Source organism: Rhodanobacteraceae bacterium (genome assembly GCA_016713135.1).
GTDB lineage: Bacteria > Pseudomonadota > Gammaproteobacteria > Xanthomonadales > SZUA-5 > JADKFD01.
This window is the reverse complement of the sequence record JADJPR010000018.1, coordinates 1-19,192: the sequence shown is the minus strand read 5'-3', so window position 1 is coordinate 19,192 and position 19,192 is coordinate 1. Positions and strand designations below refer to the sequence as shown.

19 protein-coding genes and 1 tRNA gene are annotated in these 19,192 nt (G+C 67.1%); 7 read left to right on the top strand and 13 right to left on the bottom strand.

The features are described 5' to 3' along the window. Positions 1 to 18: 18 nt before the first annotated feature. Positions 19 to 747, bottom strand: coding sequence for a UDP-2,3-diacylglucosamine diphosphatase (locus IPK27_14480; protein MBK8068780.1), 729 nt, complete (start codon positions 745 to 747; stop codon positions 19 to 21). Between the two features lie 7 nt (positions 748 to 754). Continuing rightward, the gene (locus IPK27_14475) at positions 755 to 1,354 is read right to left on the bottom strand and encodes a peptidyl-prolyl cis-trans isomerase (protein ID MBK8068779.1); all 600 of its coding nucleotides are present in this window, start codon (positions 1,352 to 1,354) and stop codon (positions 755 to 757) included. Between the two features lie 183 nt (positions 1,355 to 1,537). Between IPK27_14475 and IPK27_14470 the strand changes: the two genes are divergently transcribed. From IPK27_14470 to IPK27_14460, 3 genes are all read left to right on the top strand, one after another. Continuing rightward, positions 1,538 to 3,139, top strand: coding sequence for a proprotein convertase P-domain-containing protein (locus IPK27_14470; protein ID MBK8068778.1), 1,602 nt, complete (start codon positions 1,538 to 1,540; stop codon positions 3,137 to 3,139). Between the two features lie 528 nt (positions 3,140 to 3,667). Then, positions 3,668 to 4,165: a ribonuclease E activity regulator RraA gene (rraA, locus tag IPK27_14465; protein MBK8068777.1), complete on the top strand. Its 498-nt coding sequence runs from the start codon at positions 3,668 to 3,670 to the stop codon at positions 4,163 to 4,165. 125 nt (positions 4,166 to 4,290) lie between these two features. Continuing rightward, a complete protein-coding gene (locus IPK27_14460; GenBank protein MBK8068776.1) occupies positions 4,291 to 5,286 on the top strand; it encodes an NADP-dependent oxidoreductase in 996 nt (331 codons plus the stop codon). 258 nt (positions 5,287 to 5,544) lie between these two features. Here the strand turns inward: IPK27_14460 and IPK27_14455 are convergent, their stop codons facing one another. Further along, complete coding sequence (locus IPK27_14455; protein ID MBK8068775.1) at positions 5,545 to 6,768, bottom strand: EAL domain-containing protein; 1,224 nt, start codon at positions 6,766 to 6,768, stop codon at positions 5,545 to 5,547. 10 nt (positions 6,769 to 6,778) lie between these two features. Then, positions 6,779 to 8,011: an HD-GYP domain-containing protein gene (locus tag IPK27_14450; protein ID MBK8068774.1), complete on the bottom strand. Its 1,233-nt coding sequence runs from the start codon at positions 8,009 to 8,011 to the stop codon at positions 6,779 to 6,781. 174 nt (positions 8,012 to 8,185) lie between these two features. On the opposite strand from IPK27_14450, the gene aspS reads away from it, so the two are divergent. The 3 genes from aspS (at position 8,186) to IPK27_14435 (ending at position 13,431) form a co-directional block, all read left to right on the top strand. Then, complete coding sequence (aspS, locus tag IPK27_14445; GenBank protein ID MBK8068773.1) at positions 8,186 to 9,988, top strand: aspartate--tRNA ligase; 1,803 nt, start codon at positions 8,186 to 8,188, stop codon at positions 9,986 to 9,988. Between the two features lie 368 nt (positions 9,989 to 10,356). After that, entirely contained in the window at positions 10,357 to 13,308 is a 2,952-nt protein-coding gene (locus tag IPK27_14440; protein ID MBK8068772.1) for an EAL domain-containing protein, read from the top strand. A gap of 47 nt (positions 13,309 to 13,355) precedes the next feature. Continuing rightward, positions 13,356 to 13,431, top strand: a tRNA-Thr gene (locus IPK27_14435). A gap of 16 nt (positions 13,432 to 13,447) precedes the next feature. Here the strand turns inward: IPK27_14435 and IPK27_14430 are convergent. Then, positions 13,448 to 14,035, bottom strand: coding sequence for a DUF4124 domain-containing protein (locus tag IPK27_14430; protein ID MBK8068771.1), 588 nt, complete (start codon positions 14,033 to 14,035; stop codon positions 13,448 to 13,450). Between the two features lie 107 nt (positions 14,036 to 14,142). On the opposite strand from IPK27_14430, the gene IPK27_14425 reads away from it, so the two are divergent. Next, positions 14,143 to 14,412, top strand: coding sequence for a hypothetical protein (locus IPK27_14425; protein MBK8068770.1), 270 nt, complete (start codon positions 14,143 to 14,145; stop codon positions 14,410 to 14,412). Between the two features lie 77 nt (positions 14,413 to 14,489). On the opposite strand, the gene IPK27_14420 is transcribed toward IPK27_14425, so the two are convergent. From IPK27_14420 to IPK27_14385, 8 genes are all read right to left on the bottom strand, one after another. Continuing rightward, entirely contained in the window at positions 14,490 to 14,639 is a 150-nt protein-coding gene (locus IPK27_14420; GenBank protein ID MBK8068769.1) for a hypothetical protein, read from the bottom strand. After that, positions 14,605 to 14,871 (bottom strand): hypothetical protein, encoded by a 267-nt coding sequence (locus tag IPK27_14415; protein ID MBK8068768.1) that lies wholly within the window; start codon positions 14,869 to 14,871, stop codon positions 14,605 to 14,607. The genes IPK27_14420 and IPK27_14415 overlap by 35 nt, the downstream gene beginning before the upstream one ends. Then, positions 14,822 to 15,052, bottom strand: coding sequence for a DUF1441 family protein (locus IPK27_14410; GenBank protein ID MBK8068767.1), 231 nt, complete (start codon positions 15,050 to 15,052; stop codon positions 14,822 to 14,824). The genes IPK27_14415 and IPK27_14410 overlap by 50 nt, the downstream gene beginning before the upstream one ends. Beyond that, positions 15,042 to 15,323, bottom strand: a complete 282-nt coding sequence (locus IPK27_14405) for a DUF1441 family protein (GenBank protein MBK8068766.1) — start codon at positions 15,321 to 15,323, stop codon at positions 15,042 to 15,044. The genes IPK27_14410 and IPK27_14405 overlap by 11 nt, the downstream gene beginning before the upstream one ends. A 151-nt stretch (positions 15,324 to 15,474) precedes the next feature. Beyond that, positions 15,475 to 15,669 carry a hypothetical protein gene (locus tag IPK27_14400; GenBank protein MBK8068765.1) on the bottom strand — a complete coding sequence of 65 codons (195 nt, stop codon included), beginning with the start codon at positions 15,667 to 15,669 and terminating at the stop codon, positions 15,475 to 15,477. A 477-nt stretch (positions 15,670 to 16,146) separates the two neighbouring features. Further along, positions 16,147 to 16,665: a hypothetical protein gene (locus IPK27_14395; GenBank protein MBK8068764.1), complete on the bottom strand. Its 519-nt coding sequence runs from the start codon at positions 16,663 to 16,665 to the stop codon at positions 16,147 to 16,149. A gap of 880 nt (positions 16,666 to 17,545) precedes the next feature. Then, the gene (locus IPK27_14390) at positions 17,546 to 17,761 is read right to left on the bottom strand and encodes a hypothetical protein (protein MBK8068763.1); all 216 of its coding nucleotides are present in this window, start codon (positions 17,759 to 17,761) and stop codon (positions 17,546 to 17,548) included. 408 nt (positions 17,762 to 18,169) lie between these two features. Beyond that, entirely contained in the window at positions 18,170 to 18,649 is a 480-nt protein-coding gene (locus IPK27_14385) for a hypothetical protein (protein MBK8068762.1), read from the bottom strand. Positions 18,650 to 19,192: the final 543 nt, after the last annotated feature.

The window sequence follows — 19,192 nt, the reverse complement described above, 5'->3', positions numbered from 1 at the left end:
GCTGCGCGATACAGCGGCCTACGCGGGCACCTCGCGCCCCTCGAAATGCAACACTGCGGAATCGCCCTCCACCCGCAGCCAGGACGCCGCGCGCGGCCAGTCGCCGAGCACGACGCGCTTGCGTTCGCCATCCAGGCAGTGCACCGCCGGGCGGTGGGTATGGCCGTGGATGATCCAGTCCACATTGCCCTCCGCGAGCAGCGCGGACACGGCGCCCGGGTTCACATCCATGATCTCTGCCGCGGCCATCGCCGTATGCGAGGCGCTCTCGGCGCGCGCCTGGGCGGCAAAGGCGCGCCGCGCGGCCAGCGGCTGCGCCAGGAAAGCCTGTTGCCAGCGCGGATCGCGCAACTGGCGACGCACCGTCTGGTACTTCAGGTCGTCGGTGCAAAGGGTGTCGCCGTGCAGCAGCGCGACACGCCGGCCGGCCATTTCGATCAACTCGACCTCGCCCAGCAGCCGCGCGCCGGCGCGGGCGGCGAAGTCGCTGCCGACGAGGAAATCGCGATTGCCATGCATGAACGCCACATCAACGCCGGCATCGCTGAGCGCGCGCAACCGGGCGGCGACCGCCCCGCCCAGCGGCGCATCGTCATCGTCGCCGACCCAGGCCTCGAACACATCGCCCAGCAGGTACAGCGCGCTGCCATCGGCAGCCACGCGCGCGCAGAAAACGACGAAGCGGTCGAAGACCGGGTCTTCGACCGCCGTCAGGTGCAGATCGGACGCGAAATAGACCGCGCCCATCACCGGCTTACTGCGCCGGCTTGGCTGCGGCTTCCTCCACCAGCGTCGCCTTCTCGATCACGACGTATGGCCGCGGCAGGTTTGCGAACTCGGGCGAGAACCGGCTGGTCGGCATCACCTTGATCTTGTCGACCACCTCCATTCCCGAAATCACCTTGCCAAACACTGCATAGCCCCAGGTGCGGCCGTCGGCGGTGCTGACATGGTCCAGCGCCTTGTTGTCGACCACGTTGATGAAGAACTGGCTGGTCGCCGAATGCGGATCCATGGTGCGTGCCATCGCCAGCGTGCCGCGCAGGTTCGACAGGCCGTTGGTCGCCTCGTTCTGGATCGGGGCGCGCTCGCCGCCCTTCGGCACCAGTTCGGTGGTGTAGCCGCCGCCCTGAATCATGAAATTGTCGATCACGCGGTGGAAGATCGTGCCGTCGTACTGGCCGGCCTTCACATAGGCCACGAAGTTCTCGACCGACTTCGGCGCCTTGGCGGCATCCAGTTCGACCGTGATGTCGCCCTGGTTGGTCTTGATCAGGACCTTCGGATTCGGGGTCTGCGCCCACCCGGTGGCGGCGAGACTCATCAGGACGATGGCAGCGGCGGTGCGGAACATGGTCATGGACTCCTGTCAGGCTGAGGGCGCGAGTGATAACAGATTCTCGCCGAAATGGGCCGCACGCGCCGCATGTCCGGTTCCCTGTCGAATGCGCGTTCCCCTTGTCGAACGCACTCGCCCGGCCACGCCACGCACCCCGGCGAGCGCAACACCTCGACTCGGCAAACAAGGACAGGCGACATGACGACGACACTGCGCGGTTGGACGATGGCACTCGGCTTGCTGGCGACCGGCGCCGCAAGTGCGGTGGACTACGCCGGCACCGGCGTGGGCGCGATCCCGGACAACGATCCCCAGGGCCGCACCGTCAATTTCAACACCACCGGTTTCCAGGGGCCGCTGAAGCATGTCCGGCTCAGCCTCAACCTGACCCACACCTACGTGGGCGACCTGCGGATCACGCTGAATGCGCCGTCGGGAATCGCGCGCCTGGTCATCCTTGCGAAAGTCGGCAACAAGCGCTCCACCAGCCTGGGCGCGAGCTCGAACCTGGGTGGCTTCTACGTGTTCGACGACGCCCTGGGCGGCGACCTCTGGGCCACGGCCCAGCCGCTGTCGACGTCGCAAACCATCCCCGAGGGCGCCTATCGCACCAGCACCGCCGGCGCTCCCGGTGTCTCCGATGTCGGCGGCTGCTCCACCCATCTGGACCTGGCCTTCGGTGGCCTGAGCTCGGCGCAGGCCAGCGGCAACTGGACCGTCAACATTGTCGACACGGCGAACAACGACACTGGCTCGGTGAATTCCGCCACCCTGACGCTGGAGCCGGCGCCGTCGATGTTCGCGTCCGGCTTCGAGACCGTGTCGAACGGCCCGGGAGCCGCCGCATCGGCCGCCGCCGGCATCTGCAAGAAGGCATTCTTCGACTACACCGGCGATGGCCGCAGCGATTTCGCCACGCTGCGCAACACCGGCGGCGGGGCCAATGGCCAGATCACCTGGACCATCCTGGAAAGCACGGGAAGCGGCACTGGCGCCACCTTCATTTTCCCGCATGGCCTCGCCTCGGACTTCTTCCTTGATGGCGACTATGACGGCGATGGCATTGCCGACCTGGCCGTCTGGCGCGCAGCCGAGGGCATGCTGTACGTGCGGCGTTCCTCGCGGCCGGCGGACTTCAACCTGTTGATCCCGCATGGCCAGTCCGGCGACAACCCGAACACCATGGGCGACTATGACGGCGACGGCGTGACCGATGCCACGATGTATCGCGAAGGCGCCTCGGCCGGAAACCCGTCATTTTTCCTGATTCGGCTGTCTTCGACCGGGCAGATCCGCACCCTTGTCGCTGGCGAAAACGGCGCATTCCCGACCGGCGGCATCGATCTCAACGGCGACACGCGTGCAGACATCGGCGTCCAGACGAATGGCGGCGGCGGCAATGGACGTTTCCGCCTGTTCGACGGCACCTCGGGCTTCAATTTCCTGGACACGAATTTCGGCACACCCTCGGATGTAATCGTCCCGGGCAACCATGCGGGCAATCTGCGCGGCGACATTACAGTGGCACGCGGCGTCATGGGCTCGATCAACTGGACCACCCGGGAGACAGTGACGGGCGTGGCGCAACCCACGGTGATACTCGGGAATTCCGGGATCGATTTCATTCTCACCGGCGACTATGACGGCGACGGCCTGGACGATTACGCTGTGTGGCGCCCGAGCTCCACGCCGGGCGAATCGAAGTTCATCGTCCGTCGCTCGACCAACACGGCGACACCGCTGGAAGTGCCGGCGGGACAGCAAGGTGACTTCCCGGTGGCTCGTTCGCGCAACAACTGACGCTGCAAGCGATCAACGCAAGCCGTGGGCGGCACCCGCAAGGGGCCGCCCACGGCCGTTTCCGGGGGCGCGCTCGCACTTGCGGCGGCCTGATTCGTACCAATCCTCATCGCCGATGGACTGGCGATGCGAAGCGTTCGGACAAGGTCCGAACCCACAGATACCGCGAGCTTGCTGTGCGTGGGTTTGGACCTTGTCCAAACGCTGTTGCTCTTGGGGCGCTCCCGCGATGAGGATTGGTACGAATCAGGTGCGGCGGAATCCCGGCCTAGTGTGGTGTTCCGTAATTAAGTTGAAGAAATTTCCGATGAATTTTGCACCGATGCGGCGTTGCTCGTCGTCGCCATAGCCCTGCCATGACCTCCGGTTCCGGCCCGCAACCAGTTGCGGGCGTCCAAGCCGGCGCGCGGCATGCCGCGCAAGCCGCCGGTTTCACCCTCCTCTCGCCTCGCCTCGGGCCAAAATGCATCGGAAATTTCTTCAACCAACGAATGGCAGGGGACACTAGAATCGTGGGCATTGCACTCGATGGCCCCGCCCGTGACGCTCGCCACCACCGACCTTTCCGATGCCCACCCTGAAGCCCGCGCGCTGGCGCCGGTCTTTCGCGATTTCGGCGGCGTGACCGCTTTCCACGGGCGCGCGGTGACGCTCAAGGTATTCGAAGACAACGCACTGGTGCGCGCCACCCTGGAAACCCCGGGCGACGGCCGGGTGCTGGTGGTGGATGGCGGCGGCTCGCTGCGCTGCGCGCTGGTAGGCGGCATGCTGGCCGAGCTCGGGCGGCGCAACAATTGGGCCGGCATCATCGTCAATGGCTGCGTCCGCGACCTGGCCGAGCTGGTCCAGCACGCCATCGGCATCAAGGCGCTCGCCCCCCATCCGCGCAAGAGCGAGAAGGGCCTGCACACCGGCCATGCAGGCCGCGTGGTGGAATTCGCCGGCTGCACCATCGCGCCTGATGACTGGATCTACGCGGACGTGGACGGCGTGCTGGTGTCGGGTGTACGGCTACATGCCGGGTGAAGCGTGATGCAGTAAAAGGTGAAAAGTGAAAGGACTGCGGGCCGCGGCTTTCACTTTTCACTTTTCACTTTTGACCTTCTCCGCGTCCCACGATTTCCCTTCCGCCTCTACCTGCGAGCCCCACCATGCCCCACTCCCTGCACCTCATCGCCCGCCCTGAAGGCGAGCCCAAGGATTCCGATTTCGAACTGCGCCCGATCGCGCCGCGTGAATTGCACGATGGCGAGGCGCGGGTGGCGGTGCGCTATGTGTCGGTGGATCCGGCGATGCGCATCTGGATGACCGAGCAGAAGTCCTACTGGCCGCCGGTGGGCCTGGGCGAGGTGATGCGCGCCGGCGGCGCCGGCGAGGTGGTCGAGTCGAAGAACCCGAAGCTGCCGGTCGGCACCTGGGTGGGCGGCATGACCGGCGTGACCGAGGAACTGATCACCGACGGCCGCGGGCTGCGCGCCTTCGACGCGCGCGCGCTGCCGGATCCCACCTGGGCGCTGCATGTGTTCGGCGCCACCGGATTCACCGCCTATTTTGGCCTCAAGGAGATCGGCCAGGCCAAGGCGGGCGAGACCGTGGTGGTCTCCGCGGCCGCCGGCGCGGTCGGCTCCACCGTGGTGCAACTGGCCAAGGCCTGGGGCTGCCGCGTGATCGGCATTGCCGGCGGCCCGGACAAGTGCGCCTACGTGAAGGATGAACTTGGTGCTGACGGCGTCATCGACTACAAGTCCGAGAAGGTCGGCAAGGCGCTGGCGGAACAGTGCCCGGATGGCATCGATGTCTATTTCGACAACGTCGGCGGCGAGATCCTCGACTCGGTGCTCAAGCGCCTGCGCCTGCGCGCCCGCATCGTGGTCTGCGGCGGCATCTCGCAGTACAACGCCACCGGCGAGATGCGCGGCCCGGCCAACTACCTCTCGCTGATTTCGTCACGCGCCCGGATGGAGGGATTCGTCGTGATCGACTACCTGCACCGCGGCGAGGAAGCCATCGCCGCGATGGCACCGCTGGTGATGGCCGGCAAGCTCAAGGGCAAGGTCGACGTGATCGAGGGACTGGCGAATTTCCCGGCGGCGCTGCGCCATCTGCTGGCGGGGAAAAACTTCGGCAAGCAGGTGCTGAAGGTCTGAGCGACCGCCGCGCTCTGCCCGGATCTTTCGCGGTGCGATGATCTCGCGGTGATGGGCCAGGAGGGCACGAGGGCACGAGGGCACGAGGGCACGAGGGCACGCAGAATCGCTCTTTTTCAGGGCGGCGTATCGCGCAGCGATTCACCGCCGGCGACTGGCGGCAAGCACCCGGGGAACGCGCTGCGCGCGTACCGCCGGGCTACGCGCATCCACGACTAGATGCGCGAACAAGCGCACCGGCAGCGTTGACCCGGATTCCTACATCAACGCCAGCAGTTCCCGGGCCGGCATCGGCCGGCCGAGGTGATAGCCCTGGGCGAGATCGCAACCCAGTGCGGCGAGCGCCTGGGCGGTCTGGTCGTCCTCCACGCCCTCGCCCACCGCCTCCATGTCCAGATGGTGGGCGAGGTCGACGATCGAGCGCACCAGTTGCGCGGCGCGCGCGTCGCGGACCATCGGCGTGACGAAGGACTGGTCGATCTTCAGTTCGGTCGCCGGGAAATGCTTGAGGTAGGAGAACGAGGAATAGCCCTGGCCGAAGTCGTCGATCGCCACCCGGACACCGTCCGCGCGCAACTCGCGCAGGGCGGCGCTGCTCAGCTCGGGATCCTCCATCACCGCGGTTTCGGTGACTTCCAGCGTCAGGCTGGCCGGCGGCACGTCCCAGATCGCCAGCGCGGACTTGATCTGGTCCTCGAAACCGTAGTGACTGAACACCTTGGGCGACAGGTTGATCGCGCAGCGCAGCGCCGGCGCCTGCCTGCGCAGCGGTGCGTATTCGCGCAGGACCGCATTCACGCTCCAGCGCGTCAGCTCCGGCGCCAGCCCGGCCTGCTCGGCCAGGGCGATGAAGCGGCTGGGCGGGATGATGCCGTGCCGGCGTGAGTTCCAGCGCGCCAGCGCCTCCACCGCGACGATCCGCCGCGTGGCCAAGGCCACCACCGGCTGGAACAGCACCGACAGCTCATTGTTGACCAGCGCGTCGCGCAGATCATCCTGCAGCCAGAGGTCGTCGGCGGCATCGCCCGCCAGTTCCAGGCGGTTGTTGCGCTCCAGCGCGCGATCGAGCGCCACCAGCGCGCGCCGGAGCAGGCGGTCGCTGTCCGGGTCCGCCTCGGTGCAGGTAGCCAGCGCCAGTGTCAGCAGCGGCGTCATCGGCCGGCCGAGGACATCGAGCGGGGTTTCGAACTCGCGCTGGACCTTGCGTGCCGCAAGCATGCCGTGGTTGGCGCTGAGCAAACCCGGCAGCACCACCAGGCATTCGTCGTCGGCCAGGCGCCAGACCTGATCCTGAGGCCGCAGCAACTGCCGCAAGCGCGCCTCGGCGGCATCGGCGAGCGCCGCGCCGGCCTCGATCCCCAGCAGCGCGACCAGTTGGCGCATGCCGCGCAAGTGCACCAGCAGCAGGCCGGATGCGCCATGCGACGCGGACTCCGCGAGGGTCCGGTCGATGCTGTCGAGATCGGCGCGGCCGATCAGCACGGAGCCCGCTTCACAGGTAGAGCTCGCTCACGTCGAGACCATGCGCACCGGGCGGCAGCGCGCGTTCGATCACCACCCGGGTCTGGCCGGACCCGGCATTCGCCAGCAACCACAAGTCCACCTGGCGGAAGGCCGGATCCAGCGTCTTGTCCGCACGGGTCAGCACGGTGACGCGCGGATACAAACGTCGCGCGGGATTCTGCGCCATCACCATGGCGATCTCGCCAGTGCTGAGCTGCACCAGGGTGCCGGTGGGGTAAACCCCCAGCGACTGGCTGAACTGCTCGATCAGCTCGGCCTGGAACAGCAGGTCGCGCTGGCGATAGAGCCATTGGAGCGCGTCGTGCCGCGACATCGCGACCTGATGCGGTCGCGGGCTGCACAGCGCATCGAAAGTATCGATCAGGCCGAGCATCCGCGCCGGGAGCGGGATCAGGCTGCCACTCAGCCGGGCGGGGTAACCCGAGCCATCGTGGCGTTCATGGTGGGCGCGGATCATCTCCACGATCTCGGGCTGGTCGATCCCGGATTCGGCGAGCATGCGCAGACCCGCTGACACGTGCGACTCGACCAGGGGCCACTCGATCGGCGCCAGTGGGCCGGGGCGTGCCAGCATTTCCTGCGGCAGCACCGACTTGCCGATATCCATCAGCATGCCGGCGCTGGCCAGGTCGACCAGCATCTCGCGTGGGAAACCCAGGTGCCGGCCGAAGCTCGCTGCCAGCGCGCAGCAGTTGACCGCATGGCTGTAGCTGTAGGAATCGCGTTTGCGCAGCGCATTGAGCCAATGGAAGGCATCCGCATTGCGGATCACGCTGGCAACGATCGGCTCGATCGCACCATTCAGCGCCGCCGGCGACAACCGGCGCCCCGCACGCACATCGGCGATGAAGCTGGCGGCGAGCGCATGCGCTTCATCGAAGGCGCGCCGTGCCGCCGGAAGTTCTTCGGCCAGCGTCTCGCTGTCCGTGTACGCCAGCGGCGGTGGCAGCGGCCTCCCGCGCAGGCGCACGCTGTCGTAACCCAGGCGCTGCAGCGGCGTCACCGCCTCCGCGCGCACACTCTTCTGCACGTCGATGTAGACGTGGCGGCAAACCTGGCCCAGTCGCTGCACGTCGGCCTGGCTGTCTACCCGGAAACCCTGCAGCGGAAAGTCGGTTTCCGCCCACGGGCGATCGAGCCGCGAGACATACATGCCCGGAGCTAGCTGGTCGATGTCGACTCTGCGCTCTTCGATTTCCATCGCAAGCCTGGCGACCGCCCCTGCTTTCCTGGCCCAAGCATGCCACGCATGGGGCTTGCCGGACGTCAATCGCAGCCAGCTCTTTGGGCGTAGCGGGGACGCGGCTCTGGTTTGCGGCCTCGCGCACGCCTCCCGTAGCATCCGCGGCCCCTTTCCCCTCGCAATGAGCGTGCCATGTCCGCCCAAACTTCCTTTCGCAGCCACCTGTGCGGCCGAGTCGACGAGACCCTGGCCGGCAACAATGTGGTGCTCTGCGGCTGGGCGAATACGCGGCGCGACCACGGCGGGGTGATCTTCGTCGATCTGCGCGACCACTCCGGCGTAGTCCAGGTGGTGATCGAGCCGGACAATGCCGCGGCCTTCGCCGCGGCGGACCGCGTGCGCTACGAGTTTTGCCTGCGCATCGAAGGCACGGTGCGCGCGCGGCCGGCTTCGCAGGTCAACGAGCGCCTGTCCACCGGCATGATCGAGGTGATCGCGACCACCGTGGAAGTGCTGAACGCGTCGGCGCCGCTGCCCTTCATGCTCGACGAGACACCGAACGAGGAGGCGCGCCTGCGCTACCGCTATCTCGACATCCGCCGCAGCCAGATGCAGAAGCAGCTGCGCCTGCGCACCAAGCTGGTGCAGGAGATCCGCCACTACCTCGACGCGCAGGATTTCCAGGACATCGAGACGCCGATCCTGACCAAGGCCACGCCGGAAGGCGCGCGCGACTACCTGGTGCCGAGCCGCGTCAACCCGGGCCAGTTCTACGCCCTGCCGCAGAGCCCGCAGCTGTTCAAGCAGATCCTGATGATGGCCGGCATGGACCGCTACTACCAGATCGCGCGCTGCTTCCGCGACGAGGACCTGCGCGCCGACCGCCAGCCGGAATTCACCCAGCTCGACATCGAGATGGCCTTCGTGCGCGAGCAGGACATCCAGGACCGCGTCGAGGAACTGGTGCGGCATGTGTTCCGCACGGTGATCGGAGTGGAACTGGCCAACCCCTTCCCGCGCATGCCCTACTCGGAGGCGATGCGGCGCTATGGCTCGGACAAGCCGGATCTGCGCAACCCGCTGGAACTGGTCGACGTGGCCGAGTTCGTCAAGACCAGCGGCTTCAAGGTCTTCGCCGGCCCGGCCAACGACGCCGGCGGCCGCGTGGCCGCGCTGCGCGTGCCGAACGGCGCGACGCTGACGCGCAAGCAGATCGACGACTACGGCCCTTACGTGGCGCGCTACGGCGCCAAGGGCCTGGCGTGGATCCGCGTCGATGACCTCGCCAAGGGCCGCGACGGCATGACCAGCCCGATCGTCAAGTTCCTCGACGACGCGGCGCTGGACGGCATCCTCAAGGCCGTCGGTGCGCAGACCGGCGATTTGATCTTCTTCGGCGCCGGCCCGTACAAGACGGTGTCGGACTTCATGGGCGCGCTGCGCCTGGTGGTCGGCCGCGACTGCAAGCTGGTCGAGGACGGCTGGCGTCCGCTGTGGGTGGTCGATTTCCCGATGTTCGAGTTCGATCACGCAGAAAACCGCTGGGTCTCGCTGCACCACCCGTTCACCGCGCCGTCGATCGACGATGTGGCCGAGCTGACCGCCAACCCGGGCGATGCACTGTCGCGCGGCTACGACTGCGTGCTCAACGGCAACGAGATCGGCGGCGGCTCGATCCGCATCCACCGCCCGGAGCTGCAGTCGGCGGTGTTCCGCCTGCTGGGCATCGAGGAGGAAGAGGCCAAGGTCAAGTTCGGCTTCCTGCTCGAAGCGCTGCGCTACGGCTGCCCGCCGCACGGCGGCATCGCCTTCGGCATCGACCGCATCGCCACCCTGATGTGCGGGGTCGACTCGATCCGCGAGGTGATCGCCTTCCCGAAGACCGCCAGCGCCCAGTGCCCGCTGACCGACGCGCCGTCCGAGGTGCCTGACCGCCAGTTGCAGGAGCTCTCCGTGCGTGTGGTGCGCAAGGAAAAGGACGCGGCAAACGGTTGAGAAGCCCGCCGGCCGATCCACCCGTGGGTGGGCCGGTCGCCCCTGTCGGTGCGGCCATTCGCGCGTCGGACTGGAGGGCATGAGGCCACGAGGGCACGAGGGCACGCAAGAGCCGGTCGGTGCGCAGGAGCGCCTTGCGTGCCCTCGCGCCCTCTTGCCCTCGTGCCCTCGTGCCCTCCGAATTTATCATCGCTAAATCAATGCCTTGCGGCATGTTCGGCGAGAGGGAAATTTCCGTGCGCCCGCGCGCGGAATCGCCGGATTAGGCCAAAGCGCTATTTGGGACTGCGCAACACTTGGCCCAAACTGTGACACCGGCAGCCAGTGTCACTAACATGGACCGCGCCACCCTTCTGGCCACGCGAGCAATGCAGGAACCGTCTACCGCGGCACTCGGGGAAATCCTGCTGCGCACCGAAGCGGTCGCATTCCGCTGGATTGCTGCACCCGGGTGGCCGGTCGCGATGGTGTCGGACAACGTGCGTCGCTGGGGCTACGAACCGCGCGCTCTGGAACGCGGCGACCCGCCATTCGCCGACTTGATCCACCCGGAGGACCTGCCGCGCGTGGCGCTGGAGGTGGAGCGTCACGCCACCCTGGGCCGCGACCGCTTCCTGCAGGAGTACCGCCTGCGCGACGGCCAGGATGGCTGGCGCTGGGTGGAGGACCACACCTGGATCGAACGCGCGCCGGACGGCCATCCGGTCGCCTTCAACGGTGTCCTGCTCGACGTCACCGGGCGCAAGCAAGCCGAGCTTGGGCTGGAACTCGCGGCCAGCGCGGTGCCGGCGCTGCTGGAGGACGAGCCACTCGGGCACCTGGTGCAGCGCGTGCTGGAGCGCCTGGGCCTGGGCATGGGCGCCGACCGCGTCTACATCTTCGAGACCCACAGCATGCATGGCGAAGTGCTCGCCAGCCAGCGCCATGAATGGTGCCAGGAAGGGATCGCTCCCGAGATCGACAACCCGACCTTGCGGGACCTGCCGTTCGAGCGCCTGTTCCCGCGCTGGCTGGCGCTGCTGCGTGGCGACAGCGCGGTCGCCGGGGCCGTATCCGGGTTTCCTGCGGAAGAGCGCGAGATCCTTGAGGCGCAGCAGATCCAGAGCCTGATCGTGGTGCCGGTCAACCTGCGCGGCCAGCTGTGGGGCTTCGTCGGCTTCGATTCCGTGCGCCATGTGCGCCACTGGACTTCGGCCGAAGAACGCGTGCTGCGGTTGACGGCCGCCGCGCTGGCCGCGGCGATCGAACAGGAACGCGTGGTTGCCGCCCTGCGCACCAGCGAGCAACGCCAGCGCATGGCCCTGGAGGGCGCCGGCGCCGGCGCCTGGGAATGGCGCCCGGGGCAACCCAGCCGCTGGTCGGAACGCTACTTCGAGTTGCTCGGCCTGGAACCCGGGTGCGTGGAGCCGAGCTACCAGAACTGGCTGGGCGCGGTCCATCCGGCCGATCGCGCCTGGGTGGACGCCGAGTTCGAGCACGCCTTCCGCACCGCGGCGCCGCTGTCCATCGAATACCGGGTGCAGACCACGGACGAGTCGCCCCGCTGGGTGCAGTCGGTAGGGCGTACGCTGGTGGACAGCACCGGGCGCCCGGAAGGCATGGTCGGCATCCTGCTCGACATCGATGCACGCAAGCAGACCGAGGAGCGCCTGCGCCTGTCGGCCGCGGTGATCGACAGCACCCGCGATGGCGTGGTGGTCACCGACCTCAGCGCTCGCATCATTGCGGTCAATCGCGCCTATTGCGAGATCACCGGCTATCCCGAGTCCGAGTTGCTCGGGCAGAACCCGCGCCTGCTGCAGTCCGGGCGCCACGACGACCGCTTCTTCGCCGAGATGTGGGCGGACCTTGGCGGCAAGGGCCACTGGCAGGGCGAGATCTGGAGCCGCCGGCGCAACGGCGAGGTCTTCCCCGAGTGGCTGACGATCAGCGCCGTGCGCGACGAAGGCGGCCGATTGCGGCATTACGTCGGCGTGGTCACCGACATCTCGCGGCTGAAGCAGACCGAGGCCGAACTGGCGCGCCTGGCGCACTTCGACCCGCTCACCGGGCTGCCCAATCGACTGCTGGCGCAGACACGGCTGGAGTACGCCATCAGCCGCGCCGAGCACGACGGGCATCGGCTGGCCCTGCTGTTCATCGACATGGACCGCTTCAAGACGGTCAACGATAGCCTCGGCCATCAGGTGGGCGACGAGCTGCTGTGCGCCGTCGGCGAGCGCTTCCGCCGCGCCGCCGGCAGCAGCGACACGGTCGCGCGCCTCGGCGGCGACGAATTCCTGGTGATCGTCGAGAGCGTGGGCAACGCGCGCGCCGCCGGCGATGTCGCGCGCCATCTGCTCTCGACGCTGAGCGAGCCCTTCCTGCTGCCCAGCGGTCACGAGGTCTTCGCCGACGCCAGCATCGGCATCAGCCTGTATCCCGAGGATGGCAGCACTGCCACCGACCTGGTGCGCTGCGCCGACGCGGCGCTGTATCGCGCCAAGGACCTGGGCCGCAACACCTTCCATTTCTACACGCCGAGCCTGGTCGACGCCGCCAGCGACCGCCTGGAACTCGAGGGCCGCCTGCGCCGCGCACTCACGCGCGGCGAATTCGAGGTCCATTACCAGCCGCTGCTCGACTGCGACAGCACCCGCATCATGGGCGTCGAGGCGCTGGTGCGCTGGCAGCCACCGGGCGAGCCGATGGTCTACCCGGGCCGCTTCATCCCGCTGGCCGAGGAAACCGGCCTGATTTCCGCGCTCGGCGACTGGGTGCTGGAGACCGCCTGTCGCCAGGTCCAGCGCTGGCGCCGCAGCGCGCATCCGGACCTGCGCCTGTGCGTCAACCTGTCGGCGCGCCAGTTGCGCCAACCGGAGTTCCCGGACCGGCTGACGCGTGTGCTCGCCGACACCGGCCTCGACCCGGACGCGTTGGAGCTGGAGATCACCGAATCCATGCTGATGGAGCACGGCAGCATGGTGATCGGCACCCTGCACGCGCTGCGCGGCCTGGGCGTGCGCGTCGCCATCGACGATTTCGGCACCGGCTACAGCTCGCTCGCCTACCTCAAGCGCCTGCCGCTGGACACGCTGAAGATCGACCGCAGCTTCGTGGCCGACATCCCCAGCCACGAAGGCGGCGCGGAGATCGCCGCAGCCATCATCGCGCTCGGCCACACCCTGCACCTCGACATCCTGGCAGAAGGCGTGGAAACCCAGGCCCAGCTCGAATTCCTGCGCGCGCGCGGCTGCGACCATTTCCAGGGCTTCCTGATCAGCCCCGCGGTCAACGCCGAAGAACTCGCCCGCCGCTTCCTCACACCCGGCCACGCCTGATCCACCCTCGCGCACACACCGCCCAGCGCTTACAATCGCCAACCCGCGCCGGCGTAGCTCAATTGGTAGAGCAACTGATTTGTAATCAGTAGGTCGGGGGTTCGATTCCCTCCGCCGGCACCATTTATAAATCAATAGGTTATCGCTGTTTTTGGACGTCCGAAAAGGCGACAATTTTGCCGGTGCGTAACGACTGCGTAACAAGCGCTACTTCGTGCGCTCCCTCTGCGCCTCCGCTTGGCGCTCTTCCTCTGCCTTCTCTCTCGTCGCGGCACTGCTGACGTGCTGACTGCATCTCGCTTGCCTCAGCGGCAGCGAGTGAGCCACGTTCGACCGACAGGCTTCCAATCTGCTGACGCAAGCCGGATTCCGCCGTTGCGCCGGCCAAGTTGTTGTTGGTCCGCTCGATGCTGGCCTCCAGTGCCGCGATCTGTCTCGCGATGCTGGCTCGCTGCGCAGCGTATCGGCCGGATATGCCGTCCAGTCTGGCCGCACACTTGCGGCGGATCTCGTTCATAGCGGCGAATTCGCTCTGTTCCTCGACCGATCCACCCGTTCCGGTCTTGAGCGAACGCGACGTATCAACGGTTTCCACTTGCGCCGGATCATCCGCGCAGGGCCGCTGGCTGAACACAACGGTCCCATTGACGTCCTTGCACTTGTAGACCTGCGAGGCGAACACGGCGTTAGCGGCCAGTGTCAGCGCGATTGCGATCACGGTTCGCATGCTTGCCCTCTGTGAGTGCCTCAGCGAGTCCGAGTATCCCACCGATGCCTCCCGGCCTGCATCGTGCCAAGTCCCCAGCGAGCCGCAGACGGTGCGATAGTCCAGGCATGCAGCCCGACCGACTACGCGAAGCCCTTCGCATCCTCGACGAGTGCGCACGCCTGCCGGACGATCCGAAGGCGCAGACGGTGGCGCGGTGGGTGCGCGAGTCCTTGCGGCCTGACGGCGACACACCGCTAGCGGCTCGATTCCGCGGCCTGCTATCCGACTACGCGCTAGCCATCGTGGACGGCGACGCGGACAGGCAGCGCGCGGCGCGCTGGCGCTTCGACGAGATAGCGGGCGCGCTGGTGCCAGATGGCGGGCAGGTGCAGTAACAAAAAGCCCGGCACGTGGCCGGGCTCGTGGACTTCGTTGTCGGCGTCGGTCAGTCGGTCGCGCCGGGAACGTGAAGTCATTGCCGACAGGCACCGCGATGCACATTCATTGCCACACGGACGCGCGCCAGGGCCGATTCATAGTCGCGAAGCGCGGCCTGCCGGTCGGCGATTTCGAGGAACCTCGCTTGCTCAACCGTGGGGTTGATGATCGGATTGTCCTGCATGTTGCTTTCTCCTTTGCTGCTGGATCAGATCGCCGCGCCATAGCTCGAACGCCTGCCGCTTGTCAGCCGGCCATGCGGGATCGGGCGCGAGGGTTTCCGGTAGGGCGGCGATGTCGCGCTCGGCCTGCTGGCGGATCTCGCGGCATCGCTCCGGCTCCGCTTGCATCGCGGCGTCGGCGCGGTCACAGATCGCGGCCAATGCTTCGTTGAAGCGCTGGGTGTAGTCGTTCACTTCCCACCTCGTCTATCGCTGCCGCCATCCGATCACGCGCTGCCCGGATCACTCCGCGCACGTACTCCACAACCTCACCACTGACGCGCATGTCGCGCTCTAGGCGATCCGGCAGCGTTTCCAGCTCGCGCACCAGCGGCCCGGCGATGCGCCCGAGGACAGCGGCAACATCAGCACGCACCAGCAGGTCGCCGGCCTCGACGCCCAGGCTTTAGCCGATCCCGTTCGGCGGCGTAGAACGCGCGCAGCTCGAACGCGCTCATCTGGCTAGGGTCGCGCTTGCCGCCGTGCGCTGCGAATGCGGCCACGATGGCGGGCAGGTCGTACACCGGATATCCGCCACGCTGCCCGGCTGGCTCCACGCCTGCCGCGGCTAGCTTCCGTGAGACTGTCTCGCGAGCCGCCCTCATGCTCCGGGCAATCTGCGCGATGCTGAAAGTCAGTTCGTCCACGGTGCGCCTATCGGTTGCAGGGTTGCCGCGTCACTCGCCGACGAACGGCCGAGCCGCGGCTGCCGGGGTTTGTCGCCACTCACCGGCCAGGCGGCCGGCATCGCAGCCGGCGGCCGGCTCTCGCGTGCAATGAGACACGCGGCAGGCCTTGTCACCTCGGCGCGCGCTTGGCTGCCCACTCGCGGAACTCGGCATTCGCTTTCAGCTTGAACGGGTCCGGGTTGCCGTTGCTCTGGTGATAGTCGGCCACCGCGTCAATCAGCTTGCGGCGCTGGTGGTTGCTCAGCGTGGCGACGTGTGCGCGCTTCTCGGCATCAGTGAGTCCGCAAAAGGTGGCGGCGTTCATGCGTCATAGCCCGGTTTGATGCCCAGCTCGGCAGCACGCCGAGTCGCAAACGCGATGAACTTCTCGCGGGCGGTTCGCGGCTGGGGTGCCGGCGGCTCGGGGCGGCTCGGGGCGGCGCTGGGCCTGGTGGCGGACGTTGAAGGAATCGGGCTGCATGTTCTGTCTCCTGGTGGTGTTTGCCGCGTCATCCGCGCCGGAGTTACTCAGAAGCTACGGACCGCGGCTGCCGGGGTTTTGCGTTCCGCGGGCACTCTCCGGCTAATCCCGCCGCGCACTAGGCGCGTGGAGCCGAAGGGGTGCTGGCCTTGCGGGCGGCGTAGACCGAGGCGACGTATTCGCGCGTGAAGGGGTTCGGCGTGGTGGCCTTGCTGGCCGGCTTCGTGGTGGAGGCGGCGGCCGGCTTCGTCTTGGCCGACGGGCGCGTTGAACTCTTCCAGCGACAGCGTCTTCATCTTTGCGTACTCCGGTTGTGGTGGATCAAGCGACGCCGAGCAAGGCGCGCGCATTGGTGTCGGCGCGCAGCGGTTCGCCGTGCTTTTCGCTGAGTGCAACGTCCTTGATTTCGAGCGCCAGCAAGTCGGCTTCCAGCTTGCGGATACGCGCAGGAAGCGTTGCCGGATCGGTGCCGGTTTCGCCGGTTGCCGAGTAGTGGGCGCGCACTTTGGATTTCAGCGCGTCGCCGATCAGGTCGGGCAGCAGCGCCACCAGTTGCATTTGCAGGGCACGGTGGTTTCCGCACTCCAGCAGGGCCGCGGGGTTGTCGCCGCCCGTGCTAGTCAGTTCGCCGATCAGGCCGCGGAGCCACGGCTCGGCGAGCTCCGCATAGTGCGCGGTCAGTTGATCCACGCGACGGAGCGCGATTTCCTCCGGGACGGTCATTGATCCGGATTTCAGGGTGCGCAGTTCAGCGCAAACGCGCTCGATCTCGGCCCGAACCTTGGTGATATCAGCGTGCATCTGCTTTCTCCTTTTCTGCGGCGTTCGCCAGCGCCTCAAAGTCGCGCGTCAGTTCTTCGAGAAGACGGCCGGTGCTCTCGCGCTGCCGAGTCAGGCGGCCCAGCTCCTCTTGCATGCGCGCCTCGTGCTCGCGAAGCCCTTCGCGGCGGATCGTGAGCCGGCGCTCTTGGCGCTCAATCGTGCGATCTCGGCGTTCAGCGTTGCCCGCGTCCAGCCAGCACCGCGGCGGCCGGGAGCTTCGCGCAGTTCGCGAGCTGCGCCTGCACCGCCATCGGTTCGTTGTGTGACATCGGTCGTCAGCGGCCCGAGTGCGAGCAATGAGGCGCGCGCAACATCGGCGCCGACCGAAATCGCGGCGGCTCGCGTGAATGCTTGCCAGTAGTCCATCCTGCACCCTCTGTCGTCGATGGGTGCCAGTTTGCCGGCGCTGCCGTTGCGCCGTGAGCCGTCAGCGTCGGCGCGTGTCGCCTGGTGTCGTGACGGTGACAACGATCACGCGAAACGGGCGGTTGCCGGCGATCTCGTCAAGTCTTCGCCGAGGGGCATCTGCGTTTCCACCGGCGCTTCTCGCGCGGCTTCGATGTTGGGTAAACCTTGCCGTCTTTGCCGGTGACGGTGGCGGGGGCGTCGGGCAGTGATGACTACGCATAAACTCAGTCTTGGTCGCGACACGTGACCTTGATCGCACCCCTACTTGCTCGGCGATCAACCGCTGCGACTTCTCCGGCCAGGTCCGCAGCGCCAGCTCCACCGCATGCCGCACATCGCCTCGGGTGGGGCGGATGCCGTTTTCGCGCGGCCGATTGAGTCGGTGCGGGTTGGTGGCAATTCGACGTTACAACTGGTGGTAACGTCTCCCTTGATGGGCAGTTTGTGCGTGAGCACAAACTCATCCTTCAATCGCATTACGTGGGGGCGGCTACAACTGACCCTTCGCTGCATGCCGGCGCTCGTCGATCCACGCGAGCAAGTCAGCCAGGCGATACGTCACGCTGCGCGAGATCACGACGAATGCCGGACCGATGCCAGCCTCACGCCAGCGCTGCAAGGTTCTGCCGGCCACGCCGATCACATGCGCCGCTGTCGCCTCGCGGACGCGAACTCGGGGCCAACGCCAATGTCCGCGTTGCTCCAGCCGGGCGGCCAGGCTTGCACTCGCTGGTCTAGTTCGTGGTCGGTCATAGTCGCCGCCTATTGAACGTGCCGCTACAGTTGATACAGTCGATTTTGCGCGTCAGGACGCGCAAATCGGGCATCTGTTGCTGTGTCGCTAGGGAGCCGAAAAATTGTCGAGCCCCGCGGCAGGGCGCCCGCGGTGCTTTTTCGAGCCTCTACAGGGACCCGGACAATCCGTAACAATCCCTCGGCCGGGGTCCTTGTGACGTTGCATCGGAGCGGATGGGTAAACCGCAATGCCTCACCAGCGCCAGAGCCGCGGGCAATGTCCGGCCGGTAGGAAGTCGGGCGACGGCTGGCGCAAGCGCTGTGACGCGCGGCATAGACCCGCCTGCATTGCCGCCCCTGTGGGACCCACGCCCCCCGGTCATCCCGCCACCTCATGCCCGGCGCAATACCGTGGCGCCATCGGATGCAGGGCGCGGCCGATGCTCAGATGCGCGACACCAGCGGCGCAGATGCCGACACCGGCAGGCGGGTTGATCGGGTCCGGTCGGAAGTGCCGGCAGGTTTCGCAGGTCACCAATTGCACAACCGCGGCGGGTGTTGTTACGGCTGTTACGGTTTCCGTTTCGGCTTCCGTAACAGCGGAACCCGCGTCACTGCTGGCTGTACGGTTGTTACGGTTGTTACGGTGAAAACTAGAGACTCGCGTGAGCCTTTCCGGGTGGTCGGTGGTCGGTGGTTGTGGGGCTTCTGCCGAATCAGTCGCGCCCTTGCTGATTCCGGCCGTAACTTCCGTAACAGCCGTACAGGCTTGTTCTGGTGCGGTTTTCACTGTTACGGCTGGCGCGCGGCCTTCCGTAACAGCCGTAACAGCGGCGAGGATGCGGGGCAGGTCAAGCATTGCCGGCGCTCCAGATTGCTGCGGTGATGACGTAGCACCGGGTGAGACCGAACCCCGGCAGCCGTTCCGGTTTCGTCGTGCTGCCGTCGTTGTCGGGTTTCAATGCGCCGGCCTCAGCGAAATACCTTCGCGACGGCCTTATGGTCGAAGCCCGTGCAGATTTCGCGGAAGCTCGCGAAGGATCAGGTATTCCGTGCCCTCGGATGTTTCCGACGGAACCCGGCCCGGTTGATGGTGGCGTGGTTGTCGGCCTCGTCCATCGGTGCAAAGCGGCTTTCGCCGTGCGCCTCAGGAAGCGGCGAACCTGCGCCAGCATTGCTGCGGGGTTCGGCCGCGCCAGTGGTCCCGCGTGCGCCGAGCCATGCGCGCAGAAACAGACGGCGGCGGCAGGCGGCTTCGCCCTCGGACCATCCTGTGAGCCGTACTCCGTCGCCAGTTCGCCGGCAGCAGCAACCAGCGCAAACCGTTGCGCCACGCGGCGAACCTGCCCGGCAGCATCGGCAGGCGCGAGTGTGGCGGCGATGGCGTCGCGTGCCGTGCGCA